General features: G+C 56.0%; 7 protein-coding genes. 3 read left to right on the top strand and 4 right to left on the bottom strand.

All coding sequences use genetic code 11. The features are described from left to right. Positions 1 to 147 precede the first annotated feature (147 nt). Entirely contained in the window at positions 148 to 1,011 is an 864-nt protein-coding gene (locus AQ981_RS21030; RefSeq protein ID WP_058913719.1) for a YicC/YloC family endoribonuclease, read from the bottom strand. Positions 1,012 to 1,134: 123 nt separating this feature from the next. Between AQ981_RS21030 and rph the strand changes: the two genes are divergently transcribed. After that, entirely contained in the window at positions 1,135 to 1,851 is a 717-nt protein-coding gene (gene rph / locus AQ981_RS21025) for a ribonuclease PH (protein WP_058913718.1), read from the top strand. A 118-nt stretch (positions 1,852 to 1,969) separates the two neighbouring features. Continuing rightward, positions 1,970 to 2,611 (top strand): orotate phosphoribosyltransferase, encoded by a 642-nt coding sequence (pyrE, locus tag AQ981_RS21020; protein WP_058913717.1) that lies wholly within the window; start codon positions 1,970 to 1,972, stop codon positions 2,609 to 2,611. Positions 2,612 to 2,650: 39 nt separating this feature from the next. Here pyrE and slmA read toward each other — a convergent pair whose 3' ends face one another. The 3 genes from slmA to coaBC form a co-directional block, all read right to left on the bottom strand. Continuing rightward, positions 2,651 to 3,247, bottom strand: coding sequence for a nucleoid occlusion factor SlmA (gene slmA, locus AQ981_RS21015; RefSeq protein WP_058913716.1), 597 nt, complete (start codon positions 3,245 to 3,247; stop codon positions 2,651 to 2,653). A 127-nt stretch (positions 3,248 to 3,374) separates the two neighbouring features. After that, positions 3,375 to 3,833 carry a dUTP diphosphatase gene (gene dut, locus AQ981_RS21010; RefSeq protein ID WP_058913715.1) on the bottom strand — a complete coding sequence of 153 codons (459 nt, stop codon included), beginning with the start codon at positions 3,831 to 3,833 and terminating at the stop codon, positions 3,375 to 3,377. After that, positions 3,811 to 5,025: a bifunctional phosphopantothenoylcysteine decarboxylase/phosphopantothenate--cysteine ligase CoaBC gene (coaBC, locus tag AQ981_RS21005; protein WP_058913714.1), complete on the bottom strand. Its 1,215-nt coding sequence runs from the start codon at positions 5,023 to 5,025 to the stop codon at positions 3,811 to 3,813. The genes dut and coaBC overlap by 23 nt, the downstream gene beginning before the upstream one ends. A 172-nt stretch (positions 5,026 to 5,197) precedes the next feature. Between coaBC and radC the strand changes: the two genes are divergently transcribed. Beyond that, positions 5,198 to 5,869: a RadC family protein gene (radC, locus tag AQ981_RS21000; protein ID WP_058913713.1), complete on the top strand. Its 672-nt coding sequence runs from the start codon at positions 5,198 to 5,200 to the stop codon at positions 5,867 to 5,869. Positions 5,870 to 6,000 lie beyond the last annotated feature (131 nt).

The following is a 6,000-nucleotide window of genomic DNA, read 5'->3' as shown; positions in this document are numbered from 1 at the left end:
GACATTACTAATATCGCGGTGTATTAATCAACGGGGAGCAGGTCAGTGATATTATATGAGACTTTATGGAATTAAAAAAGCCAGTATTTACACTGGCTTATGGATATTGGTGGGGCGTCGTGAGACTTAGTGAGTTTAAGTGAAACCTTACTCGATGTTTTGAATCTGCTCGCGCATCTGTTCAATCAATACCTTCAGCTCAATAGCAGAATTGGTCACTTCGGTATTGATAGACTTTGATGCCAGAGTATTCGATTCGCGGTTAAACTCCTGCATCATAAAGTCGAGGCGGCGGCCTACCGCTTCTTTCTTCTTCAGGATGTTCCAGGTCTCTTTGACATGGGCTTCCAGGCGATCCAGCTCTTCGGCGACGTCGATACGCTGGGCCAGCAGAACCAGCTCCTGCTCCAGGCGGTTATTCTCCAGTTGCACCTGCGCTTCTTCGAGTCTGCTGAGTAACCGTTCGCGCTGCCAGACCAGAATCTCCGGCATTCGGGCGCGGACTTTCACCACTTCCGCACTGACGCCTTCCAGCCGTTGTTCAATCAACGCTTTCAGCGCCTGGCCTTCACGCTCCCGGGCGGCGATAAAATCATCCAGAGCGCCGTCCAGCGCCGCGAGAATCTCTGCGGTAATGGCGTCCAGATCCTGCTCCTGAGCCGACATCACTCCGGGCCAGCGCAGAATATCTACCGGGTTAATTTCCCCTTCGTCACTCTGCAATTTCACCCAGTTAGCGGCCTCAACCAACTGTTTCGCCAGCTTTTCATTGAGGATCAACGTACCCTGGGCGCTGGCATCCGGTTCAAAGCGCAGGTTGCACTCAATTTTCCCGCGCGTCAGGCGGCTGCGAATGCGCTCGCGGGCGACGGGCTCCAGGCTGCGGAATTGCTCTGGCAGGCGCAGATAGGTTTCCAGATAACGTTGGTTGACGGAACGGAGCTCCCAGGCGGCGCTTCCCCACTTACCCTTAACTTCTCGCCGGGCGTAGGCGGTCATACTACGGATCATAGTGATACCCGTTTTCAGAGATGGATGAAGGGATTATAGCCACGCTGGCCCTGCCAGGATAGGCATAAGCGAGTGAAGTCCGTATAATGCGCAGCCACACTCGTTTCTGGCAGGAGAATTATCATGCGTCCAGCAGGCCGTAGCGCTACTCAGGTTCGTCCGGTTACCCTGACTCGTCATTATACTAAACACGCAGAAGGCTCCGTGCTGGTCGAGTTCGGAGAGACTAAAGTGCTGTGCACCGCCACCGTTGAAGAGGGTGTTCCGCGTTTTCTGAAAGGCCAGGGCCAGGGATGGATCACTGCCGAATACGGCATGTTGCCACGATCCACCCATACCCGTAATGCCCGTGAAGCCGCGAAAGGTAAACAGGGCGGCCGTACCATGGAAATTCAGCGCCTTATCGCCCGCGCGCTGCGCGCCGCCGTGGATTTAAAGGCGCTTGGCGAGTTCACCATTACGCTGGACTGCGATGTCATTCAGGCCGATGGCGGCACGCGTACTGCATCAATTACTGGCGCCTGTGTGGCGCTGGCTGATGCCCTCGCCGGTCTGGCTGCCGCCGGTAAACTGAAAACCAACCCAATGAAGGGTATGGTCGCCGCCGTTTCCGTGGGGATTGTGAATGGCGAAGCGGTCTGCGATCTGGAGTATGTTGAAGACTCTGCCGCGGAAACCGATATGAATGTGGTGATGACGGAAGACGGGCGGATGATTGAAGTGCAGGGCACCGCGGAAGGCGAGCCTTTCACCCATGAAGAGCTGCTGGCTCTGCTGGCGCTGGCCCGCGGAGGCATTGAATCAATCGTCGCATCGCAAAAAGCGGCGCTAAACAGTTAACCCATTTAAGGCGACCAGTGAGTCGCCTTTTTTATGCGGTATACCTCGCGCCGTTCCCGCGTCAGGCGCTGCGCGAGGTATTTTGCATAACCGTAGTGAGATGATGAGGAGCGAATCCATGAAACCGTATCAGCGCCAGTTTATTGAATTTGCGCTTAACAAGCAGGTGTTAAAGTTCGGCGAATTTACCCTGAAATCCGGGCGTATCAGTCCCTATTTCTTTAACGCCGGGCTGTTCAATACCGGGCGCGATCTGGCGCTGCTGGGGCAGTTTTACGCCGCTGCGCTGACGGATTCCGGTATTGATTTCGATCTGCTGTTCGGGCCAGCGTATAAAGGGATTCCCATTGCCACCACTACCGCGGTCGCGCTGGCGGAACATCATGAGCGGGATGTGCCTTACTGCTTTAACCGCAAAGAGGCGAAAGATCACGGCGAAGGCGGAAATCTGGTCGGCAGTGCGCTGGAAGGGCGCGTAATGCTGGTTGATGACGTGATAACCGCCGGTACGGCGATCCGTGAATCCATGGAGATCATTCAGGCGCATGGCGCGACGCTGGCCGGCGTACTGATTTCCCTCGATCGCCAGGAGCGCGGCCGCGGCGAACTATCCGCGATTCAGGAAGTGGAGCGTGACTACGGTTGCACCGTGATTTCTATCATCACGCTGAACGATCTGATTCGCTACCTGGAAGAGAAACCGGAAATGGCCGATCATCTGGCGGCAGTGCGCCAGTATCGCCAGACTTATGGGGTGTAAAAGCTCGCTAAGCGGACAGCCACCTGTACGGGTGGCTTATTATTGCAGCTGGGCGGAGATCAGCGGCCAGCGGATTTCGAACTCGTCCGTGGGCCGGTAGCGGAATTCCGTGCGTACGAAGCGGGAAAGCATCCCTTCGCAAAACGCCAGGATCTGGCTGGCTAACAGCGTTTCATCGTTAGTAAAACCTTCGCCTTCGCGCATTTTCCTTTCCCGCAGTACCTGGCGGAGCTGCGCTTCAATGCGTTCAAACAGCTGATTGATACGCCCCTGCAGGCGATCCTGTTCGAACATCAGCGCGTGGCCGGTCAGGATGCGCGTCAAACCCGGGTTACGCTCGCCGAATCCAAGAATCAGCAGGACAATAAGACGCAGCCGATTGGCGGTGTCTTTTTCATCCTTCAGAATCAGATTGATGCGGCTGGTCAGACTGTCTTCGATAAATTCAATCAGACTGTCGAACATCCGCGTCTTACTGGGAAAATGCCGGTACAGCGCGGCTTCAGAAACGCCAACCGAGGCCGCCAGTTTGGCGGTGGTGATCCGCTGGCTTCCATCACTGGATTCCAGCATTTGGGCCAGAGACTGAAGTATTTCCTCGCGACGGTTCCTTTTCGCCGTTTGTTTTTCTGCCATGTTTTAAAATACCCCTGAAATAAACGCTGTGTCAGTCAGGCGCGCACCCACATAACGTCCGCAAGCCGTATGGCCCGCGTCATTATTAATGTTATAACGCTACAGAGGTGCGTCCGAAATATCGGGCTTACTGACGGCCGGAGTGGCCGAAACCGCCTTCCCCGCGATCGGTTACATCGAATTCTTCTACCAGATTGAATTCAGCCTGGACCACCGGAACAAAGACCATTTGAGCGACGCGCTCACCGGGTTCAATGGTGAACGTGGTGTTGCCGCGGTTCCAGACGGATACCATCAACTGGCCCTGATAATCGGAGTCGATAAGTCCGACCAGGTTACCCAACACAATGCCATGTTTGTGGCCCAGCCCGGAGCGGGGCAGAATAACCGCGGCCAGCGATGTATCGGCAATGTGAATCGCCAGACCGGTCGGCAGCAAGGTGGTTTCCCCCGGCGCCAGCGTCACGGCGTTATCCAGACAGGCGCGCAGATCGAGACCTGCCGAGCCATGAGTGGCATAGGTCGGCAGCGGAAACTGCTGGCCCACGCGCGGGTCCAGAATCTTAACGTCGATTTTTTTCATCATAACGGGTAACTATCTCGTCCAGTAATAGATGGCCAAGGAGTGCCTTCTGCGTAAGCGGTAAGACTTTTTCTCCTTCCTGCCAGAAAAGGTGCAATGCGTTGCTGTCGCTGTTAAAGCCCTGACCAGTCTGAGAAACATCGTTGGCGCAGATCAGATCAAGCTGCTTTTTGGCGCGCTTTTGCCGGGCATATTCTTCCACATTATTTGTTTCCGCGGCAAACCCGACCACATAGGGGCGGCGATCGGTCAGGGCGGCAACGCCGGCGACGATATCCGGATTTTTAACCATTTTTATTGTTAATTCATCGCCTTGCTTTTTTATTTTCTCATCAGCGACTTGCCGGGCGCGGTAATCCGCTACCGCGGCGCAGCCAATAAAAATATGCTGCTGCTGAACCTGTTGCTGCACGGCGGCTTCCATTTCCAGCGCAGTGGTTACATCAATACGTTTTACCCACGGCGGCGTAGGCAGGGCGACCGGCCCGGCCACCAGCGTGACACTGGCGCCCCGCGCGGCGGCGGCGGCGGCAATCGCGAACCCCATTTTACCGGAACTGTGGTTAGTGATATAGCGAACCGGATCCAGCGGCTCGCGGGTAGGACCAGCGGTTATCATGATGTTGAGATGTTGCAAATCTTTGACCGGGGCAAAGTGCTGTGCCGCCATCTCGACAATCGTCAGCGGATCGAGCATCCGCCCGGGGCCAACATCGCCACAGGCCTGACTGCCGCTGTCCGGACCCCAGATAAGCAGCCCGCGGCTGGCCAGGGTGCCAAGGTTATGCTGGGTTGCCGCGGCCCGGTACATTTGCTGGTTCATGGCCGGTACGACGGCGACCGGAGACGGCGTGGCCAGGCAAATGGTGCTCACCAGATCGTTGGCCATGCCTGCGGCGATTCGCGCGATAAGATCGGCCGTTGCGGGGGCCAGAATGACTAAATCGGCCCACTTTCCCAGCTCGATATGGCCCATGGCGGCTTCAGCCGCGGGATCCAGCAGACTGTCGGAAACAGGGTAACCGGATACGGCCTGTAAACTCAGGGGAGTAATAAATGCTTTAGCCGCGTCGGTCATTGCGACCCGGACGTCAGCCCCCCGATCGCGCAGGCGGCGTACTAATTCTGGCGCTTTGTAGGCGGCGATACCGCCGCTGATGCCCAGAACAATTTTTTTACCGGCAAGGCCCGTCATCGCTCTTTTCCTGTTTGCTGGCGTCACTGGGCGGAGATTTTATCATAATCCTTGCGGCGTTGTGGCGCCGGGCGATAAGGAGTTTGCGAGGCGTTACGCAACCTGTTGTCGCGACAGTCGTTTCCTTTAATACGTTGTGTCAGGATATGGTAAACGGACAGGGAGGTGCGCAATGGAATGGAGTGAAGAGCTGGGTATGCCGCCGCGGGAGAAGTTGCTGGAACTGGGGCCCAGGGCATTGTCGGATGTAGAACTGTTGGCGATTTTTCTGCGCACCGGCAAACCCGGTGTGCATGTACTGGTGTTTGCGCACCAGTTAATCCGCCATTTCGGAAGTCTGCGCCAGTTACTGAGCGCCAGTCTGGACGACTTTCGCGAGGTTGGCGGTATTGGCCTGGCGAAGTATGCCCAACTATGCGCTATCGCGGAGCTGGCGCGGCGCTATTTTTCCTGCCAGATAGCGGAAGAAAAAACGTTGCTCAGCCCGGAAATGACCCGCGATTTTTTGTTTAGCCAACTGGCGGATGAAGAGCGCGAGGTTTTTATGGTGATCTTTCTCGATAATCAGAATCGGGTTATCTCTCATAGCCGGATGTTTTCCGGCACGCTGGCGCACGTAGAGGTACATCCCCGGGAGATTGTCCGCGAAGCGATGAAACGCAATGCGGCGGCGGTGATTCTGGCCCATAACCATCCTTCCGGAAAAGCGGAGCCCAGCCGCGCCGACCGGGCGATTACCGATCGTATTATGCGTAGCTGCCAGTTTATGGACATTCGGGTGCTCGACCACCTGGTTATCGGCCATGGAGAGAGCGTTTCATTTGCTGAACGAGGCTGGATTTAGGCCAAAACAGGCGATCCACCGGGATCTTTGTTTGTCCGGGACTTGAGCACATGCCTTACTCAGCGTATACTACGCCACCTTTGAGAATCTCGGGTTTGGCATTTGGGCCTGGCATCGCGAGTTCACAATGA

Origin of the sequence: Entomohabitans teleogrylli (assembly GCF_001484765.1) — a bacterium.
GTDB classification, from domain to species: Bacteria; Pseudomonadota; Gammaproteobacteria; order Enterobacterales; family Enterobacteriaceae; genus Entomohabitans; species Entomohabitans teleogrylli.
Note: the sequence above shows the minus strand (reverse complement) of the source record. Positions and strands in the feature narration are given on the sequence as shown.